Raw genomic sequence first — 22,656 nt, 5'->3', positions numbered from 1 at the left:
TCAATGACGACGATATGGAAAGAAACGGGCTTCATCGAAGACGATCCCTGGGTGGTCGAAACTGAAGACCGCAAGGCGGGCGAGGGCGAACGCGTGCTCTTGCCGCTCGCGGAGGTGCTTGAGAACGGGCGTGCCGGCGATGAAGGGGGAGGGGTTGTTCTAGGTCCCTTCGATGACCCGACCAGGCTAAAACCCTATCTCGACCGCATCGAGATCATCGCCCTCACCTTCAAAGCCTTCAGCGACGGCCGCGCCTTTTCGCAGGCGACATTGTTGCGCGAGCGGCTTGGATACAAGGGAGAGCTGCGCGCTGTGGGCGACGTTTTGATCGATCCTCTGGTGCTGATGTTGCGTTGCGGCTTCGACAGTTTCGCTGTTACCAACGCCACGGCCATCAACCGCCTGAAAGACGGTCGGCTTCCGGCCGTCAACCGTCATTACCAGCCCTCCGTCCGCAACGCTGCCGCGCCGGGCGGCTATAGCTGGCGTCGGGTCGCGAAAATATGACGGTCGCTGGCAGGTTTTTTAGGGCCGGCGCCTTTGCAATCTTTCGCCAAGGGTATTATTTGAGCCCGTAGACAGTCGCGAATGCGCAAAATTTTGATTGCGCCGGTCCCAGCCCGGCGTTCAGCAGACAGGACGAGACGTCGACATGAACATGCAAGCCACGACCGAGGAATTTGCCGCCACGCTGCCCGCCGGGGTTTATGGCGAGAAGGTGCTGAGCGTTCAGCATTATACCGACCGTCTGTTCCGCTTTACCATGACGCGGCCCGACGGTTTTCGCTTCCGCTCGGGCGAATTCGCCATGATCGGGCTGATGGTCGACGGCAAACCGGTCTATCGCGCCTATTCGATTGCAAGCCCATCCTGGGCCGAGGAACTGGAGTTCTTCTCGATCAAGGTCCCCGGCGGCCCGCTGACCCAGCACCTGCAGAACATCCAGGACGGCGACATCGTGCTGATGCGCAAGAAACCGACTGGCACGCTGGTGCTCGATGCGCTGACGCCGGCGAAGCGCCTCTACATGTTCTCCACGGGCACCGGGATCGCGCCCTTTGCCAGCCTGATCCGCGAACCGGAAACCTACGAGAAGTTCGATGAGGTGATCCTGACCCATACCTGCCGGGAAGTGGCGGAACTGCAATACGGTTTCGATCTTGTCAGCGAAATCCGCAATGACGAGCTTCTGAGCGAGGTCGTCGGCGACAAGCTCACGCACTACGCCACCGTTACGCGTGAACCCTTCGAGCGCACCGGCCGGATCACCGACCTGATCTCAAGCGGCAAGTTGTTCGAAGACCTCGGCCTGCCGCCGCTGAACCCGGAAACGGATCGCGGCATGATCTGCGGTTCCGCCGACATGCTGAAGGACACCAAGGCCCTTTTGGAAGCCGCCGGTATGGATGAGGGCGCGAACAACAAGCCTTCCGAATTCGTGATCGAACGCGCTTTCGTGGGGTAGTTTTCCCACACCGGAACGGATCAGCCTTTCACGGAACCGCGGAAACGTTCTATGTATTTGTTTGACGAATTTTCGCAGTCAGATGTTTCCATCTGGCTGCGAGCTGCTTTAGCGAGGGCAGACGTTTTCAGGCGGAGACCGGCGGCCCTGGCTTCCGCTCCTTTATTCGTGGCGCAGCGCCTCGATAGGGTTCATGCGGGCGGCGCGGCGGGCCGGAAAATAGCCGAAAATGATGCCGATCAGCGCTGAGAAGGCAAAGGCGCCGAGGATCATCCATGGGGCGATGACGAAGGGCACAGCCAGATACTGCACCACAGCATAGGCGACGGCGAGACCGGCGACCACGCCCACAATGCCGCCGAGCAGCGACAGCACCACGGCCTCGATGATGAATTGCAGCAGCACTTGTCGCTCGAGCGCTCCGACGGTCAGTCTCAGCCCGATCTCGCGGGTGCGCTCGGTGACCGACACCAGCATGATGTTCATGATGCCGATGCCGCCGACAAGCAGGCTGACGGCCGCAACGGCGGTGAGCATGCCTGTCAGATGGCTTTTCGTCCCCGTCACCGCATTGGCGATCTCGGTCATGTCATTGACCTCGAAGTCGCTGGCCTGACCGGGCTGGATGTTGCGCCGCTGGCGGAGCAGGGCGGTCACATCGGCCTCCAGTTTCTGCGTTGACACGCCATCGCGCGCGGCGAGCAGAATGCTCTCGATATAGCTGTCGCCGCCGACGCGACGCTGGAAGGCGCTGATCGGCATCAGGACGATATCGTCCTGGTCGCGGCCCATACTGCTTTCGCCCTTCTCGCGAAGCGTGCCGATCACCGCGCAGGAGACATTGCCGACGCGCACATTGCCACCGACAGGATCGCGCTCGGCGAAAAGCGCGCGCCGCACGGTCTCGCCGAGAATGCAGGCCGTATCGCCACCGCCTTCTGCAGCCGCGCCGGAAAAGTCGCTGCCGGATTCGATCGTCCAGTCCTGCGCAGCGAGAAAGTCGTCATTCGTGCCGATCACCGTCGTTCTGCGGTTTTCGCCTTCCGCGACTACGGTAACGGTCGAGACATTCTGCGGCGCCACGGCCCGCAGGTCCGGGACCTGGTTGCGCAGCGCCGCGATATCGCGCTCGGTGAAACCCTTGGCGGCCTCGGCCGGCGCGCCGGGCGCGCGCTGTCCCGGCCTCACGAACAGGATATCGGTTCCAAGACGCGCGATTTCGCTGCGCACCTGCTCGGCAGTGCCGTTGCCGATCGTGACCATGGCGATCACGGCGGAGACGCCGATAACCACGCCGAGAACGGTCAGAAACGAACGCAGCAGATTGCGCCGGACCGCGCGCAGGGCAAGCTTGATCATCTCAAGAAACATGGCCGCTCTCCTGTCTTTCGCTTCGGCCCGGGCGGTAACCGCGTTCCAGCGTGCCGTCGAGGAACTGCATCCGCCGGCTCGCGTAACGCGCCACGTTCTCCTCATGCGTGACCATGACCACCGTGATCCCGATTTCCGTGTTCAGCCCCGTAATCAGCTCCATGATCTCGTTGCTTGTGCGCGTATCGAGGCTACCGGTCGGCTCGTCGGCGAGAAGCACGGCAGGTTCGGTGATCAGCGCGCGCGCGATCGCAACGCGTTGCTGCTGACCGCCGGAAAGCTCCTGCGTGCGCTGGTCGAGGCGGTCGGCAAGGCCGACCTGGGAGAGCGCGAACTCCGCCCGCTCGCGCCTTTCGCGCCGGTTGATGCCGCGATAAAGCAGCGGCAGTTCCACATTTTCCACCGCCGAGGATCGGGGCAGAAGATTGTAGCGCTGAAAGACGAAAGCCAGCAGATGGCGGCGCAGCAGCGTTAGTTTCGCGGTCTTGAGCTCCGTTGTGTCGACCCCCTGGAAGTAGAACTGCCCGCTGGTTGGCCGGTCGAGCCAGCCGAGAATGTTCATTGCCGTCGACTTTCCCGAACCGGACGGCCCCATGATCGACACGAATTCACCGGCCTCGATTGCGAAATCGACGCCGTTGAGCGCGACGATCTCGGCCTCTCCGGTGCCATAGGTCTTGTAGACGTTGCGAAATTCGATAAGCGGCGCCGTCGTCATGATCCTGCCCTCATTGCCCGTTTCGACCTGTGCCGATGATGACCTTGTCGCCGGCGCGAAGGTCTCCGTCGACAACCGCCGAAGCGCTGCCATTGCTGGCGCCTACCGTGATCTCGATCGGCATTGGTTCGCCGTTGCGCAATATCCACACGGTGCGCTCGTCGCCTTCCGATGAGCCAGCCGTCATATTTGGCGGCGTGAAACGCATGGCCGCATTCGGCACGAGAATCGCGTCCGGCGTCTCATCGACGAGAATGTCGGCCGTCGCCGTCATGCCTTGACGCAGCAGAAGGTCGGAATTGTCGACGGCGAGAACGGCCTTGTAGGTCACGACATCGCTGTTGACCTCCGATGCGTAGCGGATGGAGCGGATTTCGGCCGGAAACCGCCGCCCGGGAAAGGCTTCGACGGTAAACGAGGCTTTTTGCCCCGGTCTGACCTGACCAACATCCGCCTCATCGACATTCACCCGAAGCTCCATCTCCGTCAGATTGCCGGCAATCACGAAGAGAGTAGGGGCCTCCAGCGAGGCCGCCACGGTCTGGCCGACATCGACATTGCGATAGAGCACGACGCCGTCGATCGGCGATCGGATCGTCGCCTTGCTGAGGCGCAATTCCGCAAGCTCGAGCTCCGCCTTGGCGACGGCAAGGCGCGCTTCGGCGCTCTGCTGGTCGGCAAGGGCCGCCGCATGGGCGAACTGGGCATCCTCGAGCTCCTGACGCGGCGCCACATCGCGCTCGGCCAGCGTACGCGTACGCTCCATGGTCGCCTTCGCGGATTCAAGATCGGATTTGGCTGCGGCGACGTCGGCCTCGGCGGCGGCAAGCTTCGCCTTGGCGCTCAGAATATCGGCCTTCAGCTCATCCGTCTCGAGCTCGAGCAAGACCGCGCCAGCTTCGACCTCGCTGTTGAAATCGGCGCGCACGGCTTTGACAGTGCCGGACAACTCACTCGAAATATCGACACGCACGGTTGGCTCGATCGCACCGGTGGCCGCGACCGTCACGGTCATCGAACCGCGTTCGACCTCTTCGGTGACATAGCTGGGCTTGGCGGCCACGATTTGCAGGTCGCCGGAGGAAAGATAGCGATATCCGGCGTAACCGCCGCCGACGAGCACAACGACCAGAATGATCAGCCCCCAGGGGATGCGAAAACCGCGTCCGGGCTTGTCATCACCGAGAATTGCATGAATATCAGGAACCTGCGGGCGCGGTCGCTCATAAGCGTCCGGGCCGCCGCGCCGGCCGGTTCTGTCCATATCGGAGGACATTGGTGGAGCTCCTGTCTGGGGCTGCGCATTGAACGAATTGCCGCGACTATGGCCACGAAGCTGCCCGCATGCAAGCGCAGGACAGACGAAATCGGCTTGGACAAAAGGAATACTGACGGCTTCATAAAACTTTATTTCAAAGGGAAGGCAACCCAGGGTAGCCGTCCATGTATTTAGCCTCGGGCGAATCATGCTATCCATACATGCAATCAGGAACCCGGAAGCGCCGCAAGCGCCATGACGGGCAGGGATTTATGGGAGATATTCGGTGAAAACTCGTCTTGCGACAGCCGTGGCCGCGGCTATTCTTCTTGCTGCGGCGCCAGTCAATCCGGCTTTCTCGGCCTTGCCGGATGGCGCCAGCTCGCTCAACGAAACCTATCAGGACTGGCGCGTGACCTGTGTTTCCGACGGCACGACCGACCGTTGCGCGATGATCCACAGCCAGGTCGCCAAGGACAGCGGTCAGCGAGTTCTCACGATCGAATTGAATGCGCCTGCGACCGACCGCGCTCAAGGCATGCTCATCATGCCGTTTGGCCTTGCGCTGGCTAAGGGCGTCACGATGACGATCGATACTGATGGCACCGGGGCGACCTTCGGGTTCTCGACCTGTCTGCCGCAGGGCTGCCTGGTGCCGATCGAATTCGACGCCAACATGCTGGAGCGACTGAAGAATGGAGGCGTTCTTCATATCATGGCGACGCCGATCGACGGGAGCGATCGGATTGACATTTCAGCATCACTCAAAGGTTTCACAGCAGCCTTCAACAGGTTGAATGCTCTGCGCTAATTCGCTGCGCGATTTGGTGCCCACATGCGGTCGCGAAGACAAGCCGTGCGTGGGCACGCCGTATTCGTAGACCTATTTTAGTTCCATAATCTACCTTATGCGATTTTACTGTGGGTGGTTTTGACGCGGGCTCTGCCTGGCGCATTCCGATGCTGCATGTTCTGTCCTGCTCCCTGTCTGGCGACCTTTCTTATCGCGCGGGAAACTGGAGAGCCTCACCAATTGCCGCCATGCACTGGCGCTTGCCGAGGCGCGCTTTCCGGTCGGCTTGCCGAAACCGCGGCCAAGGCCTCCTCGTCCTCATGGCCTTTCGACAGCGACTTGCGAAGGCTGGCGATGCGGCTCAGCACGGCGTCGCGCCGGGTGTCCAGATCGGCTCGAAGCCTGTCGATATGTTCGAGCTTCGCAAGCAGCTGCGTGATGCCGCCCTCGCAAGGGCCCGCGCCCTCATCCGAAAGGCATGCAGCCATCGACCGGATCTCGCGTGTGGAAAAACCGGTTTCGATCAGATCGCGAATCCTTTCGGCGCGGCGCAGATCGGACGCGCTGTAATCACGATATCCATTCTCGAAGCGGCGGGCCTCCATCAGGCCAGCCGTCTCGTAGTGGCGCAGCATGCGCTGCGTGATTCCGAGCCTTGCGGCGGCTTCCTTGATCTGCATTGGGTTTCTCTTCCGTCTCTTCATCTGCCTGGCACTTCTCGGCCCGCCTGACTTAGGTGTTGATGCCGGAACTGATCCGCAAGACCGCGCCAGCGGCAAATCGCGCCGCCGGCGCTTATCGGAGCTATGACCGGAGCGACCAGCCGCCGTCAATGGTGATAACCTGTCCCGTCAGCCATTCATTCGAAGCAGCGCCGAGGCTCAGTATCCAGGGAACGATATCGGAGGTGACACCGCGGCGGCCCAGCGGTATCTGTGATGTCTCCTGCCTTTCGATAGCTTCGGCAGCGTCCGAGGAAAGGCCCATCATGGCGGTCAGCGCTGCGCTCTTGACCGGGCCGGGCGCGACTGCATTGACGCGGATGCCCTCGCCTGCAAGCTCGACGGCCCAGGACCTCGTCAGATGGTCGAGCGCAGCCTTGGTGGCGGCATAGTGCGCCAGCGCGGGCGCGGCCCCTTGAGTGACTGCGGTTCCGATATTCACGATTGCGCCTCTCGTCTTGCGCAGTGCCGGCAACGCGGCTTTGAGGAGCATTGAGGGACCGAGAATGTTGACATTGGCGATCTCGGAAATGCTGACCGCATCATAGGATTCGATCGGCAACGGCCTGCCTGCGCCGGCATTGTTGACCACGAGATCAAGCCTCTGCCACCTGGCGAGCGCTGCTTCAACAGCGTCGTCGGCGGATTTCGGGTCGGCGCTGTTTGCTTCGACCGTGATCACGGCGTCTGACAAACCGCGCATATCCTCGAGCTTGCGCGGGTCACGCCCGGTCACGACAACATTGGCGCCGCGCTCTGTGAGCGCGATAGCGGTCGCCTTGCCGATACCGGAACTCCCTCCGGTTACAATTGCGACTTTTCCCTGCCATTCTCTTTCAACAGCCATCTTGGACATGCCTTTCCTGAAACAGGTCTGGGCGGGTATCGCCCGACCGGATAAGGCCCTTGTCCTAGCGGCTTGACACTAGTGGCAAGGTCAAGCGGCTTGTCGAATTAATCTTCAGACCGGCGATTTGGCGCTGCCAATTGCCTAGAGAGCGTGAATGTCACCCCGCGCCCAGCCTTGGTGGGTCTCACCCACGAAATCGGCGAAACGGCCCTCGGCAATAGCAGCACGGATGCCCTGCATCAGATACTGATAGTAATGCAGGTTGTTCCAGGTCAGCAGCATGCCGGCAAGCGATTCATTGGCGCGCACGAGGTGGTGCAGATAGGCGCGGGAATAGTCGCGCGCGGCCGGGCAATCGCTTTCCTCGTCCAGAGGGCGCAGGTCTTCGGCATGACGGGCATTCCTGAGATTGACCTTGCCGCGCCGGGTGAAGGCGAGGCCGTGGCGCCCTGCCCGCGTCGGCATCACGCAGTCGAACATGTCGATCCCGCGCGCCACCGATTTGATGATATCGTCAGGCGTGCCGACGCCCATCAGATAGCGCGGCTTTGTCGTCGGCAACTCAGGCAGCGTGGTCTCCAGCATCGCCAGCATGACGTCCTGCGGTTCGCCGACAGCGAGGCCGCCGACGGCGTAACCCTTGAGATCGAGGTCAGCAAGACCGCGCGCCGAACGAATACGCAGATCCGGAATATCGCCGCCCTGGACGATGCCGAACATCGCCTTGCCGGGCTGGTCGCCAAAGGCGATGCGGCAGCGTTCGGCCCAGCGCAACGACATCTCGGTCGATTTTTCGATCTCCGGCCGCTCCGCCGGAAGCCGGACGCATTCGTCAAGTTGCATCTGGATATCGGAACCCAGAAGCCCCTGGATCTCGATCGAGCGTTCGGGGCTCATGTGATGCACGCTGCCGTCGATATGCGACTTGAAGGTGACGCCCTTCTTCTCGTCGATCTGGCGAAGGGCGGCCAGCGACATCACCTGAAAGCCGCCGGAATCCGTCAGGATCGGGTATTGCCAGCGGATCAGAGAATGCAGGCCGCCAAGGCGCGCCACCCGTTCGGCTCCAGGCCGAAGCATCAGGTGATACGTGTTGCCGAGGATGATGTCGGCGCCGAGGTCGCGCACCTGGTCGAGATACATCGCCTTCACAGTGCCGGCCGTGCCGACCGGCATGAAGGCCGGCGTGCGGATTTCGCCGCGCGGCATGGTGATCGCGCCGAGACGGGCATTGCCGTCCGTCGCCTTGAGAGTGAATTCGAAGGTCTCGCTCATCGGTCTTTCCTGAACAGCAGGCTGGAATCGCCGTAGGAATAGAAACGGTAGCCGGTTCCGATCGCATGCGCATACGCCGCGCGCATGGTGTCCAGCCCGCTAAAGGCCGAAACCAGCATGAACAGCGTCGATTTCGGCAGGTGGAAATTGGTCATCAGCATATCGACGGCGCGAAAGCGATAGCCGGGCGTGATGAAAATGCCGGTCTCGCCTTCCCAGGCGCCGATTGTCCCGTCTTCCGCGGCGGCGCTTTCCAGCAGCCGCAGCGAGGTCGTGCCGACCGAGACGATCCGACCGCCCCGCGCCTTGACCGCGTTCAGCGCTTCGGCGGTTTCCGGCGTCACGATGCCGCGCTCGAAATGCATCTTGTGGTCGTCGGTGTCGTCGGCCTTGACCGGCAGGAACGTTCCTGCTCCGACATGAAGCGTGACGAAATGTTTTTCGATGCCGGCTTCCTCCAGCGCGGTCAGAAGCCGCGGCGTGAAATGCAGGCCGGCTGTCGGCGCGGCGACCGCGCCGTTCTCGCGCGCATAGACGGTCTGGTAGTCATCCCGGTCCTTGCCGTCCTCGGCGCGTTTTGAGGCGATATAGGGCGGCAGCGGCACATGGCCGACCCGCATCAGCGCTTCGTCGAGGAGAGCACCACGTGCGGCAAAGGTCAGCGCCACCTCTCCCCCTTCCCGCTTCTCGGTTACCTCGGCCACCAGCTCGGCCGATCCGTCGGCAGCGGCGAAGTAAAGGCGGTCGCCGACCTTGATGCGCTTTCCGGGCCGGGCAAAGGCGTGCCAGAGATTGTCGGCCTTGCGCAAGTGCAGCGTGGCGGAAACCGGCACATCCTCGCCGCCGTCGCGCTTTCGAATGCCTTCGAGCTGCGCCGGGATGACCTTGGTATCATTGAACACCAGCGCGTCGCCGGGTTTCAGAAAGGATGGCAATTCACTGACGATGCGGTCTTCGAGTGCCGGCGTGCCGTCGGGCCGGATCAGCAGCATGCGCGCGCTGTCGCGCGGATCTGCGGGCCGCAAGGCGATATTCTCGTCCGGAAGATCGAAGTCGAAGAGGTCTACACGCATTGTATCAGGACATTTCTCAAATTCGAAAACCCGCCGGCCTTGGCCGGGCGGGTTGTGGCTTCTCAGCTTTGCTCCAACCAATCTCCCCCCTTCCTTGAGGGGAGAGATTGAAGGGTGGCTCCGACCTCAAACGTCCGCTGCCACCTTCATCGAAATGATGTGGTCGGGATTGCGTACGGGCTCGCCGCGTTCGAAAGCATCAACGGCGTCCATGCCTTCGACGACCTGGCCCCAGACGGTGTACTGCTTGTCGAGCCAGGGGGCATCGGTGAAGCAGATGAAGAACTGCGAATTGGCGGAATTCGGGTTCTGCGAGCGGGCCATCGAGCAGGTGCCGCGAATGTGGCGCACGGAGGAGAACTCGGCCGGAAGGTCCGGCTTGTCCGAACCGCCCGTGCCGGCGCGGCCTGCGTTGCCGCCCTTCTTGCCATGCTCGACGTCGCCGCCCTGCGCCATGAAATCGGAAATGACGCGATGGAAGACGACGCCGTCATAGGCGCCTTCGCGGGTCAGTTCGCGAATTCGGTCGACATGCTTGGGGGCAACATTCGGAAACGCCTCGATGACGACCTTTCCCTTGGTCGTCTCCATGATGAAAGTGCTTTCCGGGTCTTTGATTTCGGCCATCTGGTTCTCCTGTGGCTGAGCTAGGTCGAAATGGGTTACTGGCTGACGGTCGCGCTCAGGATCTTGTCCGGATTGCTGACCTTGCCATTCTGCGCGGCGTCGCCTTTCTTGATCTTGTCGACATTATCCATGCCTTCAACGACCTCGCCGATAACGGTGTACTGGCCGTTCAGATGCGGGGCATCGGCGAACATGATGAAGAACTGCGAATTGGCCGAATTCGGGTTCTGCGAGCGGGCCATGCCGACCACACCGCGCTTGAACGGAATGTCGGAGAATTCGGCCGGCAGGTCGGGCATGTCGGAACCGCCCATCCCGGCCTTGTTGAGATCGAAGCCGTCCTCGGTATCACCGAACTGGACATCGCCGGTCTGCGCCATGAAGCCGCCGATCACACGATGAAAGACCACATTGTCATAAGCGCCTTCCTCGGCCAGTTCCTTGACACGGGCGACGTTCTCAGGCGCTTCCTCATCGAAAAGCTCGATGACCACCGGACCATCGGTCGTGTTGAGGGTCAGAAGGTCCTCGCCCTGCTGCGCGTGTGCCATGCCTGCAAGCGAGGCCGCCGTCATCATTGTGGCCGCAGCCAGTCCAGCAATCGTCTTCCTCATGGTTTTCTCCTTGAAAGTCGTTTCCTCTGCCCGGGCTCTAGCGCGGGAATTTCGCCTTCAGCGCGGTTGCCACAAAATCCGGCACAAAGCGCTCCACATCGCCGCCCATGGCAGCGACCTGCCGCACCAATGTGGCCGATATCGGACGCGACGCCGGCTTTGCCGGCAAAAATACGGTCTGGATATCCGGCGCCATAGCGCCGTTCATGCCGGCCATCTGCATTTCATAGGCGAAATCTGTGCTGTCGCGCAGGCCGCGGATGATCATGCCGGCGCCATTGTTGCGGGCGGCGTCGATGGCAAGGCCCTGGAAGGCTACGACGGAAAGATCATTCGCTCTTTGCGGCAGGTTTTCAGCGACCGCACGGCGCAGGAAATCAGCGCGCTCCTCGAATTCGAAAAGCGGTTTCTTGCCCGCATTGATGCCGATGCCCAATACCAGCCTGTCGGCGATATTGAGCGCCTGCAGCACCACGTCGAGGTGGCCATTGGTCATCGGGTCGAAGGAGCCGGGGTAAAAAGCCGTTGCCATTCGTCATGCCTCGGTTTCGGTCTCGGCCTTTTGTCATGGAATGTGGCAGGCCGCAAGCCGCTTGCAGGCGGTTCATGCGCCCGCGTTTTCGCGACGCGCCAGCCAAGCGCCCCAGAAGAGGCTTGCAAAGAAACGGACTGGGCCGACAAAGCCGGCTTCCGCCAGGAGAGCGAGTACCGCTTCCTCCGATTGAGGCGGCTCGGCGCCCTGGATCAGCCGCCCCATCTTTTGCTCCACCACATCGGGGGTCTCGCCATGCAGGCGCCAGCGATTGGCCCAGGCCGCCATGAGCAATGGCTCGGAGGCATAGGAACGATAATTCCCGGCTATAACCAGCGGGGCGTCCGGTTTCAGGCGCGTTGAAATCTCCGCCAGGATATCGCGTTTTGCCGCGTCGCCGGGCAGGTGGTGCAGGACGCCGATCATGATCGCCGCGTCGAAAGGCTCGTCCGGCCCGATGTCGGAAACAGAACCGAGAACGATCTCGATCCGGTCGGATAGATCGGCCTCGGCCAGATAAGACCGCGCAAGCTCCATCATCGGCTCGGAGGGATCGACGGCGACGAAGCGCCATTCTGGCTCCAGACGTGCCGCTTCGATGATCTCGCCCGCTGTCCCGCCCGCGCCGACGATCAGGAGCCGCGCCGGCTTGCCCGCGCCGATTGCGGCAGACAGCATGCAGGCGGAGAGTTCATGGCAGGCGTCATAGCCGGCAAGGCCGATACGGCTCTGGCGGGCATATTCACCGGCTCTTGACCGGTCAAATTTGGCTGCGGAATTCTCTGTCACGCTGGCACCCCTCAGGATATCTCGATCGATAAAAAAAGCCGGGCTCAGCAGCCCGGCTTCCTGAATTCGCGAAGAACCGCTCAGGCGTCGCCGTCACCCTCGCCTGTCTCGGCGGCGGGTGCGCCGTCGGCCGAAGCCTCTTCCGCGCCTTCCTCCTCGACGGGTTCGGCCTCCTCGGGTTCGGAGATGACCTCTACGGAGACGACCTTTTCATCGGCCCCGGTCTTGAACACCGTCACGCCCTTTGTGGCACGGCTGGCGATGCGGATATCGTCGACCGGCACGCGGATCAGCTGTCCCGCATTGGTGACCAGCATGAGCTGGTCACGGTCGAGAACCGGGAAGGCCGCGACCAGACGTCCGATCTCGCCGGTCTTCGACGTGTCGGTGGCGCGGATGCCCTTGCCGCCGCGGCCGGAGATGCGGAAGTCATAGGACGACGAACGCTTGCCGAAGCCCTTTTCCGTCACCGTCAGGATGAACTGCTCGCGGAACTTCAGTTCCTCGTAGCGATCATCGTTGAGCGTGCCCTCTTCCGCGACTTCCTCGCCGACAAGCGCGATATCCTCGCCCTCCCCGGTCTCGGTGCGGCGCTCAAGGGCTGCGCGTTTCAGATAGGCGGCGCGCTCCCACGGCTCGGCGTCGTTATGGCTGACGATGGTCATCGAGATCACCTCGTCGCCATCTGCCAGCGCGATGCCGCGCACGCCGATGGAGTTTCGTCCGGCGAAGACGCGGATGGTGGGGACCGGGAAGCGGATCGCCTGGCCCATGGCCGTCGTCAGCAGCACGTCATCATCCGGCGTACATGTCCAGACCGACAGGATGCGATCATTCTCGTCATCGAGCTTCATCGCGATCTTGCCGTTACGGTTCACCTGCACGAAGTCCGACAGCTTGTTGCGGCGGACCGTGCCGCGGGTGGTGGCGAACATCACGTCGAGCTCGGCCCAGCTTTCCTCGTCTTCCGGCAGCGCCAGAATGGAGGTGATCGCCTCGCCCTGCTGCAGCGGCAGCATGTTGATCAAAGCCTTGCCGCGCGATTGCGGCGTGCCGATCGGCAGACGCCAGACCTTCTCCTTGTAGACGATGCCGCGCGAGGAGAAGAACAGCACAGGCGTGTGGGTATTGGCAACGAACACGCGGGTGACGAAATCCTCGTCGCGGATCGACATGCCGGCGCGCCCCCTGCCGCCGCGCCGCTGGGCGCGGTAGGTATTGAGCGGCACGCGCTTGATGTAGCCGTTGCGCGAAACGGTAACGACCATGTCCTCGCGGGCGATGAGGTCCTCATCGTCCATGTCGGGGCCGCCTTCGAGGATTTCGGTGCGGCGCGGCGTGCCGAATTCGTCGCGCACGGCGACCATCTCTTCCTTGATGATTTCCTGAATCCGCACACGCGAAGACAGGATTTCAAGATAGGACTTGATCTCGTCGCCGATCTTGTTCAGCTCGTCGCCGATCTCGTCGCGGCCAAGGGCCGTCAGGCGCGACAGGCGCAGTTCGAGGATGGCGCGGGCCTGTTCCTCGGAAAGCTGATAGGTGCCGTCATCATTGATCTTGTGGCGCGGATCATCGATGAGGCGGATCAGCGCCTCCACATCCTGCGCCGGCCAGTGCCGTTCCATCAACTGCTCGCGCGCCGTCTGCGGATCAGGCGCGCGGCGGATCAGGTTGATGATCTCGTCGATATTGGCGACCGCGATGGCGAGGCCGACCAGGACGTGGGCGCGTTCACGCGCCTTGCGCAACAGGTACTTCGTCCGGCGGCTGACGACATTCTCGCGGAAGGCGACGAAGGCCTTCAGAATGTCGAGCAGGGTCATCTGCTCCGGCTTGCCGCCGTTCAGCGCCACGAAATTGCAGCCGAACGAGGTCTGCAGCGGCGTGTAGCGGTAAAGCTGGTTCAGGATGACGTCGGCATTGGCGTCGCGCTTCAATTCGATGACGACGCGGTAGCCTTCGCGGTCAGACTCGTCGCGCAGATCGGAAATGCCCTCGATGCGCTTTTCGCGCACCAGATCGGCCATTTTCTCGATCATCGTCGCCTTGTTCACCTGATAGGGAATTTCGGTGATGATGATCTGCTCGCGGTCGCCGCGCATCGGTTCGATCGTCGCCCGTCCGCGCATGATGACCGAACCGCGTCCGGTCTCGTAGGCCGACTTGATGCCGGCGCGGCCGAGGATCTGCGCGCCCGTCGGGAAATCAGGGCCCGGAATGATCTGCATCAGCTCCGGCAGTTCGATCGCCGGGTTTTCCATCACCGCGATAGCGCCGTCGATCACTTCGCCGAGATTATGCGTCGGAATATTGGTCGCCATGCCGACGGCGATGCCGCCGGCGCCGTTAACCAGCAGATTCGGGAATTTCGCCGGAAGAACGACGGGCTCGGACAGCGTGCCGTCATAGTTCTCGCGGAAATCGACGGTCTCCTTGTCGAGATCGTCGAGCATGGTGTGCGCAACCTTCTGCAGCCGGCACTCGGTATAGCGTTCGGCTGCCGGCGGGTCGCCGTCGACCGAGCCGAAATTGCCCTGCCCGTCGATCAGCGGCAGGCGCAACGACCAGTCCTGCGCCATACGCGCCAGCGCGTCATAGATCGCGGCATTGCCGTGCGGATGGAACTTACCCATGACGTCGCCGGTGATACGGGCGCACTTCATGTATTTCTTGTTCCAGTCGACGCCGAGTTCCGACATGCCGTAGAGAATGCGGCGGTGGACCGGCTTCAGCCCGTCACGCACGTCCGGCAGCGCACGGCTGACGATCACGCTCATGGCGTAATCGAGATAGGAGCGCTGCATTTCTTCCACGATGGAAATGGGCTCGATGCCCGGCGGGAGCCCCCCGCCCGATGGTGTCGTTTGATCAGTCAAAATGAATCACGATCTCAAGCTAGAATCATATCGCGCGTTTATAGCCGAATCCTGCGGCGAACGCCAATTTGGCAGGGCCTTGCGCAGTGGACAGAAACGGCTTTTGTCAGATTTAATTCGGATTTGACGGCGGAGTTGTGGCAGGGTGTCAAAAGCGCGCCGGATACCACCCTGGGTTTTTGCCGGAGAACAGGTGGCAGGCGGATCGCGTCGCGTTTTGGGATCAACAGGACCGGGACATTTCAATGGCAGACATGGGAACGCTCCTCAGCGGCTTCACCACCTTGATGGTGACGATGGATCCGCCCGGCATGGTGCCGATCTTCCTGGCGCTGACCGTGGGAATGACGCAGAGCGAGCGCCGAATGGTCGCCATGCGCGGCGCGCTGATCTCCTTCTGCCTCCTCGTCGCCTTCGCGCTTTTAGGCGACCGAATCCTCGGGGCGCTTGGCATATCCATGAGCGCCTTCCGCATTGCGGGCGGCATCCTGCTGTTCTGGATCGGCTGCGAGATGATTTTCGAGAAGCGCCAGGAGCGCAAGGAAAAGACCACCGAGACCGCGATCACCAAGGACAATATCGCCCATCTCGCCGCCTTTCCCCTCGCCATGCCGCTGATCGCCGGCCCGGGCGCCATTTCCGCCACGATCCTGCTCGGCTCGAAGATGGAAACATGGCTCGACAAGCTCGCGCTGGTGGCAGTCATTCTCATCGCTTCGCTGGTGGTCCTCGGCGCGATGCTGATGGCTGGACTAATTGATCGGTTCCTGGGCGAGACCGGGCGCAACATCCTGACCCGTATTCTCGGCATGATGCTGACGGCGCTCGCCGTGCAGTTCGTCATCGACGGCCTGCAAACGGCATTTCATCTTTCTCCACCAGCGGGCTGACATTTCCGCTTGTGAAAACGGGACGGCGATGGATCTCCCACGAAAAATGCCGCTCCGCATGCGCGAAACGGCATTTCATGAGGTCAACCTGGCCTTACTGCGTGATCGCGAGGCCGGTATGAGAAATCAGAACGGAATGTCGTCGTCGAGGTCCTGCGAGAAACCGCCGCCGCCGCCACCGCTGCTGCGGCCACCGCCTCCGGAGGCCGGCTGGGAGCCGTAATCGTCATAGCCGCCGCCCTGACCGCCGCCAAAGCCTCCGCCGCCACCCTGGCCGCCGCCTTCGCCGCGACCGTCGAGCATGGTCAGCGTCGAGTTGAAGCCCTGCAGCACGACTTCCGTCGAATAGCGATCCTGGCCGCCCTGATCGGTCCACTTGCGCGTCTGCAGCTGGCCCTCGATATAAACCTTGGAGCCCTTGCGCAGATATTGCTCGGCGACCTTGCACAGGCCTTCATTGAAGATGACGACGCGGTGCCACTCCGTGCGCTCCTTGCGCTCGCCGGAATTGCGGTCGCGCCAGGTTTCCGAGGTTGCGACCCTGAGATTGGCGATCGGCCGGCCGTCCTGGGTGCGCCGGATCTCCGGATCCGCTCCGAGATTGCCGACGAGGATGACCTTGTTTACACTACCTGCCATGAAACCACCTGTTTGGCCGCGATCGCGGCCCTCTTGAAGAATTTCGCGCCAGCATAAACGATCTGCCGCATGGCGACCAATGGCAGGCGTGAAATCCACAATAAAAATGTTCTTTATTTGTTCTAATGCGCTGATATGATCTCGTCAACCGATTCATTTCCGGCGACGTATTGAAGCAAAGCCTCGACAGGCCGTCCTTGCGAACTACATAAGAACCGATTTTCCTTTGCCGAGAAGCCGAAACCTATGAGCGAACTCAAAAATATCTCCATTCGCGGCGCGCGCCAGCACAATCTGAAGGGCATCGACGTCGACCTTCCGCGCAATTCGCTGATCGTGATGACCGGGCTTTCGGGCTCGGGCAAGTCATCGCTCGCCTTCGACACGATCTATGCGGAAGGCCAGCGTCGCTATGTGGAGAGCCTGTCGGCCTATGCGCGCCAGTTCCTGGAGATGATGGAAAAGCCCGATGTCGACCGCATCGACGGTCTGTCGCCGGCGATCTCCATCGAGCAGAAGACCACGTCGAAGAACCCGCGTTCGACCGTCGGCACGGTCACCGAGATCTACGACTATATGCGCCTTCTGTTCGCCCGCACCGGCGTGCCCTATTCGCCGGCGACCGGGCTTCCGATCGAAAGCCAGACGGTGACGCAGATGGTCGACCGCATTCTGGCGCTGGAGGAGCGGACCCGGCTTTATCTTCTGGCGCCGCTCGTGCGCGGCCGCAAGGGCGAGTTCCGCAAGGAACTGGCGGAGCTGCAGAAGAAGGGTTTTCAGCGCGTCAAGATCGACGGCGAATTCTACGAGATCGCAGACGCGCCGAAGCTCGACAAGAAATACAAGCATGACATCGACGTGGTGGTTGACCGCGTCGCCGTGCGTTCCGACCTCGCGACCCGTCTCGCAGACAGCCTTGAGACCTGCCTGGAAATTGCCGACGGATTGGCCATTGCCGAATTCGCCGACAAGCCGCTGCCCGAGGGGGAAACAGCGGCCGGTGGCGCGAAGAACAAATCTCTCAACGAAACGCATGAACGGCTTGTTTTCTCGGAAAAATTCGCCTGCCCGGTTTCCGGTTTCACCATTTCCGAGATCGAGCCGCGCCTGTTCTCCTTCAACAACCCCGTCGGTGCCTGCCCGACCTGTGACGGCCTCGGCTTCCAGCAGAAGATCGATGAAGGACTGGTCGTTCCCGACCGCACCAAGAAGCTCTCCGACGGCGCGATCGCGCCCTGGGCAAAGTCCTCCTCGCCCTATTACAAGCAGACGCTGGAGGCGATTGGCAGGCATTTCGGCTTCAAGATGACCGAGCGCTGGGACAAGCTGCCGAAGTCCGCGACGGATGCGATCCTCAACGGCACAGACGAGAAGATCGAGTTCCACTATGCCGACGGCGCCCGCTCCTACAAGACGACGAAGACCTTCGAAGGCATCATGCCGAACCTCGAGCGCCGCTGGAAAGAGACGGATTCCGCCTGGGCGCGCGAAGAGATCGAGCGCTATATGTCGGCCGCCCCCTGCCCGGCCTGCGAGGGATTCCGGCTGAAGCCCGAGGCGCTCGCCGTCAAGATCGATGGCTGTCATATCGGCCATGTCAGCCAGATGTCGATCAGGGGCGCGCGCGACTGGTTCGACAGCCTGCCCGAACGGTTTTCGCAGAAGCAGAACGATATTGCCGTTCGGATCCTGAAGGAAATCAACGAGCGGCTGCGCTTCCTCAACGATGTCGGCCTCGAATATCTCACACTCTCGCGCAATTCCGGCACGCTGTCGGGCGGCGAAAGCCAGCGCATCCGGCTTGCCTCGCAGATCGGCTCGGGGCTCACCGGCGTGCTTTACGTGCTGGACGAGCCCTCCATCGGGCTTCACCAGCGCGACAACACGCGGCTTCTCGACACGCTCAAGCATCTGCGCGATATCGGTAATACGGTGATCGTGGTCGAGCATGACGAGGACGCGATCCTGGCTGCCGACTATGTGCTTGATATCGGCCCCGCCGCCGGCATTCACGGCGGTGAAATCATTGCCGAGGGACCGCCGGCTGCCATCATGGCCAACCCGAAATCGCTGACCGGGCAATATCTGAGCGGAGCGCAGGCCGTTGCCGTGCCCGCCGAACGGCGCAAGCATAAAAAGGGCAAGGCGCTGAAGGTCGTCGGCGCGCGCGGCAATAATCTGAAGAACATCACCGCCGAGATCCCGCTCGGCATGTTCACCGCCGTCACCGGCGTTTCCGGCGGCGGCAAGTCTACATTCCTGATCGAGACGCTCTACAAGGCGGCGGCGCGGCGGATCATGGGCGCACGCGAAAACCCGGCGCCGCATGACCGGATCGAGGGGCTGGAATTCGTCGACAAGGTGATCGACATCGACCAGTCGCCGATCGGCCGCACGCCGCGCTCCAACCCGGCGACCTATATCGGCGCCTTCACGCCGATCCGCGAATGGTTCGCCGGCCTTCCGGAGGCGAAGGCCCGCGGCTATCAACCCGGCCGTTTCTCCTTCAACGTCAAGGGCGGGCGCTGCGAGGCCTGCCAGGGCGACGGACTGATCAAGATCGAGATGCACTTCCTGCCGGATGTCTACGTCACCTGCGACGTCTGCCACGGCCAGCGCTACAATCGCGAGACGCTGGAGGTTCAGTTCAAGGGCAAGTCGATCGCCGATATTCTCGAGCTGACGGTCGAGGAAGGCGTCGAGTTCTTCTCAGCCGTCCCCTCGGTGCGCGACAAGCTGCAGACGCTGCAGGACGTCGGCCTCGGCTATATCAAGGTCGGCCAGCAGGCCAACACGCTGTCGGGCGGCGAGGCCCAGCGCGTCAAGCTGGCCAAGGAACTGTCGCGCCGCTCCACCGGCAAGACGCTCTATATTCTCGACGAGCCAACCACGGGCCTGCATTTCCATGACGTCGCCAAGCTGCTCGACGTGCTGCACAAGCTGGTCGAACAGGGCAATTCGGTCGTGGTCATCGAGCACAATCTCGAAGTGATCAAGACCTCCGACTGGGTGATCGACATCGGCCCCGAGGGCGGCGACGGCGGCGGCGAGATCGTCGCGACCGGCACGCCGGAGGACATCGTCAAGGAGAAGCGCTCCTATACCGGCGTCTACATGCAGGAGCTGCTCGAGCGGCGTCCGCCTAAGAAAACGGAAGCGGCTGAATAGCCCGGGAGCTGGACACGATGACATCCGAGACAGGTGAAATTCGTGCAGGGATCGGCGGCTGGACCTTCGATCCGTGGAACGAGAGTTTCTATCCGGACAGGCTGCCGAAGACCCGCCAGCTGGAATATGCTTCGGAGAAGCTAAGGGTCATTGAGGTCAACGGCACCTATTATTCCTCGCAGAAGCCCGCCACCTTCGCCAAATGGGCAGCGAGCGTGCCGGATGGTTTCATCTTTTCGCTGAAGGCGAGCCGCTATTGCACCAACCGCAAGAAGCTGGCCGAAGCCGAAGGCTCGATCGAGAAATTCCTGAACCAGGGGCTTACCGAGCTGGGAGACCGGCTCGGCCCGATCCTCTGGCAGTTCATGCCGACAAAGAAATTCGAGCCGGACGACTTTGAGGATTTTCTGAAACTTCTGCCGCAAAGCCATGATGGAATTCAGCTTTCCCATGCGATCGAGGTTCGGCATCCGTCCTTTGTCGTTCCGGAATTCGTCGAGCTGGTGCGCCGCTATGGCGCGGCGGTGGTATGTGCGGATCATCCCGAATATCCGATGATCGCCGATGTCACCGGCGATTTCGTCTATTGCCGGCTGCAGAAGGGCGCGGATGACAATCCGCACTGCTATCCTGACGACGCGATGGATCGTTGGGCCGGGCGCTTCAAGGCCTGGGCCGAGGGCGGCGCGCCGGACGACCTGCCGCTGCTGGATGAGACGAGCCCGAAGAAAACGCCGCGCGACGTTTATGCATTCTTCATCACCAATGGCAAGGTCCGCGCGCCTGCCGGCGCCATGGCGCTGCAGCAGAGGTTCAGCTGATCCCGCTTATGGGCGGCAGGTGGTTCGGCAGATCCTCCGCCGTCAGCCCCTCGCCCGCCCGTTTCGCCGCCTCGCCATGCAGCCAGGCGCCGGCGCAAGCCGCTTCGAAGGCCGGCATGCCCTGCGCCAGAAGGCCGCCGATGATCCCCGCCAGAACATCACCGGAACCCGCCGTTGCCAGCCAGGGCGGGGCATCGGCATTGATGGCAATGCGGCCGTCCGGGGCCGCGATCACGGTATCGGCGCCCTTGTAGAGCACGATCGCATTGGCGCGTTCGGCAGCGCGGCGGGCCCTCTCCGGCTTGCCGATATCTTCGTCGGCGGCGATATCGGGAAAAAGCCGCGCGAACTCGCCCTCATGCGGCGTCAGCACGCAATGCGGATCGGCGTCGGAAAACAGCGCGAACAAGGCGTCGGGATCATCGGCAAAGGATGAGATCCCGTCGGCGTCCAGCACCAGCGGCCGGGAAGCCAAGGCAGAGACGAAGGCCCGCGCCTTTTCCCCGACACCGAATCCCGGCCCGAGCACAAAGGCTGAAAGCCGCTTGTCCTCTAGCCATTCCTCGAGCGCCGCAACGTCGGGAATCGCTTTCAGCATCACCGCGGTCACCTGGTTCGCCACCACCATCGCCGCATTCGGCGGCACGGCGAGCGTCACCAGCCCTGCCCCGATCCTGAGCCCTGCCGTCGCGGAAAGCCGCGCCGCGCCGGAGGCCGATGGCCCGCCGCTGAACACCCCGAGATGGCCGCGCCTGAACTTGTGCGATGATGCCGTCAGCGCGGGCAGCGCAGGGGCAAACAGATCCGGCCCGTTCAGATGATGGCAGCCACCCGCCTCTTCAAGAATGCGCTGCGGAATGCCGATATCGAACACTTCCAGCCTGCCGCAATGCTCGCGCCCCGGCAGAAGATAGTGACCCGGCTTTGCCCGCAGGAAGGTGACTGTGTGGGCTGCGGTGAAGGCCGCGCCCTGAACCTTGCCGGTCAGCCCGCTGATCCCGGAAGGCAGGTCGACGGCGATCACGGGCGCCGCCGCTTCGTTCACCTGACCGATCAAGGTGCAGAGCGCATCGGAAAGGGGCCGCTGCAGGCCGGCCCCGAACAGGGCATCGATGATCACCGCGTCGGCGGCTGCCCGGTAATCCTCTATCGGCTTGCCGTCTATGCCGCAGGCCTGCCAGGCGCGTCGGGCGTCACCCTTGAGCTTTTCCGGATCGCCCAGGTGATAGAGCGCAACCTCAACGCCAGCCCGTCTCAGCGACTCGGCCGCGATATAGCCGTCGCCGCCGTTATTGCCCGGCCCACAGAGGACATCTGCCCTCGAGGCCGCCGGGTAAAGACGCAGGAAGGCAGCGGAAACGGCGTGGCCGGCCTTGATCATCAGGCCGTAGCTGTCGATCCCGCTTTCGGCCGCAAGACGGTCGGCGCGGCCCATCTCTTCCGGTGTCAGGAGCAGCATGTCAGAGACCTCCGTATTGCGCCAACGAGTAGAACGGCAAATGCGGCGTAAGCGCAAGCGCTACGTTTATAATGTTCATACAATGGTCAATTGCCTAATATTTAAACACGAATGTCTGCTGAATCGTCAGGCATCGACAGAGTTCTGCGATGGAAATGCCCCGCTCTTGACGCAAGCCCGCCTTTTGGCGAGCCTGATTTCGGCGGCAATTCAGCAAAGCCGTGGCATCCGTAAAAACACCCTTCCCTTTTGGTGCGATTACGGGACAATATGATCAAACTGGCATGCAATGTGCATCTGAAGTTCCGAGCGGGCTGATGCCTGCTTCAACGGGAGAAGCGGAGAGCAATTTTCTCATGAAAAAGATCGAAGCGATCATCAAGCCTTTCAAGCTCGACGAAGTGAAGGAAGCCCTTCAGGAAGTCGGCCTGCAAGGCATCACTGTCACGGAAGCGAAAGGCTTCGGGCGCCAGAAGGGTCATACGGAACTTTACCGTGGCGCCGAATACGTCGTCGACTTTCTTCCCAAAGTCAAAGTCGAGGTCGTGCTGGCAGACGATAATGTGGATGCCGTCATCGATGCCATCCGCAATGCCGCGCAGACGGGGCGCATCGGCGACGGAAAAATCTTCGTTTCCAATGTCGAGGGCGTCGTGCGTATCCGCACCGGCGAAACCGGCGTTGACGCCATCTGATCCATCCCTCCTCTTTCC

General features: G+C 62.1%; 21 protein-coding genes. 7 read left to right on the top strand and 14 right to left on the bottom strand.

Annotation, left to right across the window (positions count from 1 at the left end; translation table 11 throughout):
- Positions 1 to 3 precede the first annotated feature (3 nt).
- Complete coding sequence (locus GGR30_RS02050; RefSeq protein WP_183481884.1) at positions 4 to 507, top strand: DUF934 domain-containing protein; 504 nt, start codon at positions 4 to 6, stop codon at positions 505 to 507.
- A gap of 145 nt (positions 508 to 652) precedes the next feature.
- Positions 653 to 1,465 (top strand): ferredoxin--NADP reductase, encoded by an 813-nt coding sequence (locus tag GGR30_RS02045; RefSeq protein WP_183481881.1) that lies wholly within the window; start codon positions 653 to 655, stop codon positions 1,463 to 1,465.
- Between the two features lie 162 nt (positions 1,466 to 1,627).
- Here GGR30_RS02045 and GGR30_RS02040 read toward each other — a convergent pair whose 3' ends face one another.
- Genes GGR30_RS02040 through GGR30_RS02030 form a run of 3 tightly spaced genes read right to left on the bottom strand, consistent with a single transcriptional unit; the run spans position 1,628 to position 4,818 of the window.
- Positions 1,628 to 2,836, bottom strand: a complete 1,209-nt coding sequence (locus tag GGR30_RS02040; protein WP_183481879.1) for an ABC transporter permease — start codon at positions 2,834 to 2,836, stop codon at positions 1,628 to 1,630.
- Positions 2,826 to 3,554: an ABC transporter ATP-binding protein gene (locus GGR30_RS02035; protein ID WP_183481876.1), complete on the bottom strand. Its 729-nt coding sequence runs from the start codon at positions 3,552 to 3,554 to the stop codon at positions 2,826 to 2,828. Before GGR30_RS02035 ends, GGR30_RS02040 begins: the two co-directional genes overlap by 11 nt.
- Positions 3,555 to 3,564: 10 nt before the next feature.
- Positions 3,565 to 4,818 (bottom strand): efflux RND transporter periplasmic adaptor subunit, encoded by a 1,254-nt coding sequence (locus GGR30_RS02030; RefSeq protein ID WP_183482625.1) that lies wholly within the window; start codon positions 4,816 to 4,818, stop codon positions 3,565 to 3,567.
- Positions 4,819 to 5,122: 304 nt separating this feature from the next.
- On the opposite strand from GGR30_RS02030, the gene GGR30_RS02025 reads away from it, so the two are divergent.
- Positions 5,123 to 5,623 carry an invasion associated locus B family protein gene (locus tag GGR30_RS02025; protein WP_210287897.1) on the top strand — a complete coding sequence of 167 codons (501 nt, stop codon included), beginning with the start codon at positions 5,123 to 5,125 and terminating at the stop codon, positions 5,621 to 5,623.
- Positions 5,624 to 5,838: 215 nt separating this feature from the next.
- Here the strand turns inward: GGR30_RS02025 and GGR30_RS02020 are convergent, their stop codons facing one another.
- The 9 genes from GGR30_RS02020 to gyrA form a co-directional block, all read right to left on the bottom strand.
- Positions 5,839 to 6,285, bottom strand: a complete 447-nt coding sequence (locus tag GGR30_RS02020) for a MerR family transcriptional regulator (RefSeq protein ID WP_183481870.1) — start codon at positions 6,283 to 6,285, stop codon at positions 5,839 to 5,841.
- Positions 6,286 to 6,409: 124 nt separating this feature from the next.
- Positions 6,410 to 7,174, bottom strand: a complete 765-nt coding sequence (locus GGR30_RS02015; RefSeq protein ID WP_183481867.1) for an SDR family NAD(P)-dependent oxidoreductase — start codon at positions 7,172 to 7,174, stop codon at positions 6,410 to 6,412.
- 144 nt (positions 7,175 to 7,318) lie between these two features.
- Complete coding sequence (tgt, locus tag GGR30_RS02010; protein WP_183481864.1) at positions 7,319 to 8,452, bottom strand: tRNA guanosine(34) transglycosylase Tgt; 1,134 nt, start codon at positions 8,450 to 8,452, stop codon at positions 7,319 to 7,321.
- Entirely contained in the window at positions 8,449 to 9,525 is a 1,077-nt protein-coding gene (gene queA, locus GGR30_RS02005) for a tRNA preQ1(34) S-adenosylmethionine ribosyltransferase-isomerase QueA (RefSeq protein ID WP_183481861.1), read from the bottom strand. Before queA ends, tgt begins: the two co-directional genes overlap by 4 nt.
- Positions 9,526 to 9,651: 126 nt before the next feature.
- On the bottom strand, positions 9,652 to 10,152 hold the full coding sequence (locus GGR30_RS02000) for a peptidylprolyl isomerase (RefSeq protein ID WP_183481858.1): 501 nt from the start codon (positions 10,150 to 10,152) through the stop codon (positions 9,652 to 9,654).
- A 35-nt stretch (positions 10,153 to 10,187) separates the two neighbouring features.
- Positions 10,188 to 10,766, bottom strand: a complete 579-nt coding sequence (locus GGR30_RS01995; RefSeq protein ID WP_183481855.1) for a peptidylprolyl isomerase — start codon at positions 10,764 to 10,766, stop codon at positions 10,188 to 10,190.
- A gap of 37 nt (positions 10,767 to 10,803) precedes the next feature.
- The gene (gene coaD, locus GGR30_RS01990) at positions 10,804 to 11,298 is read right to left on the bottom strand and encodes a pantetheine-phosphate adenylyltransferase (RefSeq protein ID WP_183481852.1); all 495 of its coding nucleotides are present in this window, start codon (positions 11,296 to 11,298) and stop codon (positions 10,804 to 10,806) included.
- 72 nt (positions 11,299 to 11,370) lie between these two features.
- Positions 11,371 to 12,087, bottom strand: coding sequence for a methyltransferase (locus GGR30_RS01985; protein ID WP_183481849.1), 717 nt, complete (start codon positions 12,085 to 12,087; stop codon positions 11,371 to 11,373).
- A gap of 80 nt (positions 12,088 to 12,167) precedes the next feature.
- Positions 12,168 to 14,966 (bottom strand): DNA gyrase subunit A, encoded by a 2,799-nt coding sequence (gyrA, locus tag GGR30_RS01980; protein WP_183481846.1) that lies wholly within the window; start codon positions 14,964 to 14,966, stop codon positions 12,168 to 12,170.
- A 245-nt stretch (positions 14,967 to 15,211) separates the two neighbouring features.
- On the opposite strand from gyrA, the gene GGR30_RS01975 reads away from it, so the two are divergent.
- Complete coding sequence (locus GGR30_RS01975) at positions 15,212 to 15,856, top strand: MarC family protein (protein ID WP_183481843.1); 645 nt, start codon at positions 15,212 to 15,214, stop codon at positions 15,854 to 15,856.
- Between the two features lie 126 nt (positions 15,857 to 15,982).
- Here GGR30_RS01975 and GGR30_RS01970 read toward each other — a convergent pair whose 3' ends face one another.
- Positions 15,983 to 16,495 carry a single-stranded DNA-binding protein gene (locus GGR30_RS01970; protein WP_183481841.1) on the bottom strand — a complete coding sequence of 171 codons (513 nt, stop codon included), beginning with the start codon at positions 16,493 to 16,495 and terminating at the stop codon, positions 15,983 to 15,985.
- 246 nt (positions 16,496 to 16,741) lie between these two features.
- Here GGR30_RS01970 and uvrA point away from each other — a divergent pair, with 246 nt between their 5' ends.
- Both uvrA and GGR30_RS01960 read left to right on the top strand, forming a co-directional pair.
- Positions 16,742 to 19,663 (top strand): excinuclease ABC subunit UvrA, encoded by a 2,922-nt coding sequence (gene uvrA, locus GGR30_RS01965; protein WP_183481837.1) that lies wholly within the window; start codon positions 16,742 to 16,744, stop codon positions 19,661 to 19,663.
- Positions 19,664 to 19,680: 17 nt separating this feature from the next.
- The gene (locus tag GGR30_RS01960; protein WP_183481834.1) at positions 19,681 to 20,484 is read left to right on the top strand and encodes a DUF72 domain-containing protein; all 804 of its coding nucleotides are present in this window, start codon (positions 19,681 to 19,683) and stop codon (positions 20,482 to 20,484) included.
- Here the strand turns inward: GGR30_RS01960 and GGR30_RS01955 are convergent.
- Entirely contained in the window at positions 20,477 to 21,943 is a 1,467-nt protein-coding gene (locus tag GGR30_RS01955) for an NAD(P)H-hydrate dehydratase (protein ID WP_183481832.1), read from the bottom strand. The genes GGR30_RS01960 and GGR30_RS01955 overlap by 8 nt on opposite strands.
- Before the next feature lie 356 nt (positions 21,944 to 22,299).
- Here GGR30_RS01955 and GGR30_RS01950 point away from each other — a divergent pair, with 356 nt between their 5' ends.
- Positions 22,300 to 22,638, top strand: coding sequence for a P-II family nitrogen regulator (locus tag GGR30_RS01950; RefSeq protein ID WP_024707846.1), 339 nt, complete (start codon positions 22,300 to 22,302; stop codon positions 22,636 to 22,638).
- The last annotated feature ends 18 nt before the right edge of the window (positions 22,639 to 22,656 follow it).

It is taken from the genome of Martelella radicis (assembly GCF_014196625.1).
GTDB lineage: Bacteria > Pseudomonadota > Alphaproteobacteria > Rhizobiales > Rhizobiaceae > Martelella > Martelella radicis.
The sequence above is the reverse complement of the archived record's forward strand: the minus strand, read 5'-3'. Positions and strand labels throughout refer to the sequence as shown.